Here is a 480-nt window from a genome sequence, read left to right as displayed (position 1 = left end):
GGCGCGGGCGCGTTTCCATACGCGCAGCCATCATGATGCGGTGCAGGTGCTCACCCGCCAGCTCGCCCCGTTCGCGCGCGCTGCCCGCTACCGGCATCGGTAATGTGGTCGGCGGCAAATAAGAGAGGGTAACCTGAGGGAAAAGGCGCTGCTTAAACGTACCTTTAAGGCGACCAAACGGGCTGAACGCAATGCCTTCAATGCGCACCGGCACCAGCGTAGCGCCCGATTTTGCCGCGACAAAGGCAGCACCGCTGTAGATTTTCATCAGGGAGCCGGTCACGGTGATACGCCCTTCGGGAAACACCACCACCGGGCGGCCCTGCTCAATCACTTTGATAAGCCCTTTGATCGCCAACGGTTTGGTGGGATCGAGTGGCACAAAATCGATATAGGGTTTCAGGAAACGCATAAACCAGCGAACGCTGATGCTGGAATAGACAGCAAACACCGGCTTAATCGGCAAAAACAGCGCCAACA

General features: G+C 57.9%; 1 protein-coding gene. It reads right to left on the bottom strand.

The genetic code is table 11. The features are described 5' to 3' along the window. The coding region (locus tag J5224_RS34965) for a 1-acyl-sn-glycerol-3-phosphate acyltransferase (RefSeq protein WP_264629383.1) at positions 1-480 on the bottom strand (480 nt) is incomplete at both ends.

This window comes from Candidatus Symbiopectobacterium sp. NZEC135 (assembly GCF_025962695.1).
This window is presented reverse-complemented; position numbering and strand designations above follow the sequence as displayed.